Genomic DNA, 2,068 nt, shown 5'->3' with positions numbered 1-2,068 from the left:
GGGCGCCAAGTGTCGCCTATGTTACCGACTGGTGAGTAACTGTGACGGCGGGGCGATCGGTGCCGTTGATGTTGACTGTGCGCTCCTCAAGCGTCAGGTCGACGCTCTGCGCCAGTGCAGGCATCACCATGGCCAGCAATGCTACCCCACACAGGGGCAGCCACCGGAGCGTGGCTCCGAACCCGAATGTCTTCGTCATCCTAACCTCCAGCCCCGATGTGCCGCCGGTTGAGGCTCACAATCGATATCAGAAGCTGACGTCCACGCTCGCCTCCTGCAACATGCGAACGATACCTGTACATACTTCGTAATGCGCCCTGGCGATTCCGGTCGGCGATCCGTCCTGGCCAAAGGAATGGTTTGGGGGCGATATGTTGACACACTACGTCATGGAAGTTGGGCCAACTCCTGCCAAGCCCTCTGTGTTCTCTGACTGCTGCGCGCCAAGGCCTGCCATGGCTCTCCCATCGCGCGGTATCAGCATTGGATGGAGGTCCACGGCGTGGCGAGAGAACTACTGGACTTGGTGCAGGACCTCTTCGGGGGAAGGACCAAGACCGCAAGTCCCGAGCGAACCGAACGAGAGCAGATTTCCACGACCATCCCGGGCATGCCGGAGCACCAGCTGGCGGTGGGTGGCCCCGGGGCGAACAGCTTCGGCGGCACCGATGCCGCCAACCACTACTGGGGGCTTGGCGATGCGGACAAGCTCGGCGGCGGCCCTGAGGGCGATGTCCTGACGGGCGGTGAGGGGGCGGACCTCCTCTCGGGTGGCCCTGGGATGGATCACCTGCATGGCGGCGGGGGCAACGACACCCTCTACGGCGCCGCGGACGCGGATGCCCTCATGGGTGGCCTCGGAAACGACTACCTGGACGAGGGCCCCGGCCACAGCAGCATGGACGGCGAGGAGGGCAACGACACCCTCGTCGGCGGCATAGGGCCAGACGCCTTCATCGTGCGCCAAGGCTCGGGCGACGACGTCATCCGGGACTTCACCGCCGGTCCCGGCGTCGGCGACCACATCGCCCTTGAGGAAATTCGCTGGGGAGACCTGGCCATCAACGACACCGGCGCCGGGGTGAAGATCAGCTGGGAGAGCGGCTCCGTCCTGCTCGAGGGCGTGCAGAAATCCGAGCTCTCGCAGGACGACTTCATGTTTTACAACGAGCCGGACCTGCCGCCAGGCACCCGCGCGCCGGACGGGCCCGTCGAGGAGGCTCTGACCCCGAGCGTGTCTGGGCCAGAAATCACCGGCTCCCTCCCAGCGGCTGACGAGACGCTGGTTCCCGGCTCCGGCGACCACGCCCAGACCGTCGCCTTCGACATGTATGCGGCCGTCATCGGGACCGGGAAGGGCGAGGTTTTGAGCGGCAGCGGCGATTGGGACCAGATCTTCGGTCGCGCGGGTGCCGATGTCCTGCTTGGCAAAGGCGGCGACGACGTCCTCGATGGAGCCGAGGGAAGGGACCTGCTCCTGGGCGGTGAGGGTCCGGACCAGATCGAGGGCGGCGAGGGCAAGGACACCCTGATCGGTGGCGCCGCGAACGACGAGCTGATGGGTGGCGACGGCCGGGACTGGCTCGTCGAGGGCGAGGGCCACGGCATGCTCGACGGCGGGAAGGGCGACGACGTCTACCTGGGCGGCGCGGGCTCCGATGCCTTTATGGTCTCCATGGACAGCGGCAACGACGTGGTGCTCGACTTCCGGGCCACCGGCCCGGCGCAGGGCCTGTTTGACCATATCGCCTTTATGGACCTCGACGCCAAAGACCTGAAGGTCGAGGACACCGACCTCGGCGCCAAGATCGCCTGGGACATGGACCAGGATGGTAGCGACGACGGCTCCATCCTGCTCGTCGGCGTCGCCAAGGACGAGCTGCGGCAGAGCGACTTCATGTTCCCGACGCCCCAGTTCGTGGACGGCATCAGCGACGTCGGGTCCTGGTACATCTTCGCCTAGCCTCGAACGCGCCGGTCCGGGGACTCCGGACCGGCGTCCTGGCCACCTTGCGGTCATGGTTTTAGGCCGCCGTCTTAGCTGGACTTTGGCCATTTCCTTGGGCTG

The 2,068-nt window shown here is 66.1% G+C and carries 2 protein-coding genes; one reads left to right on the top strand and one right to left on the bottom strand.

What is annotated here, in order from left to right:
• Positions 1 to 16 precede the first annotated feature (16 nt).
• Positions 17 to 199 (bottom strand): hypothetical protein, encoded by a 183-nt coding sequence (locus QWZ14_RS29285; protein ID WP_290320601.1) that lies wholly within the window; start codon positions 197 to 199, stop codon positions 17 to 19.
• A gap of 327 nt (positions 200 to 526) precedes the next feature.
• Here QWZ14_RS29285 and QWZ14_RS29280 point away from each other — a divergent pair, with 327 nt between their 5' ends.
• Positions 527 to 1,963, top strand: coding sequence for a calcium-binding protein (locus QWZ14_RS29280; protein ID WP_290320602.1), 1,437 nt, complete (start codon positions 527 to 529; stop codon positions 1,961 to 1,963).
• Positions 1,964 to 2,068 lie beyond the last annotated feature (105 nt).

It is taken from the genome of Paeniroseomonas aquatica (genome assembly GCF_030409335.1).
GTDB classification, from domain to species: domain Bacteria; phylum Pseudomonadota; class Alphaproteobacteria; order Acetobacterales; family Acetobacteraceae; genus Belnapia; species Belnapia aquatica.
Note: the sequence above shows the minus strand (reverse complement) of the source record. Positions and strands in the feature narration are given on the sequence as shown.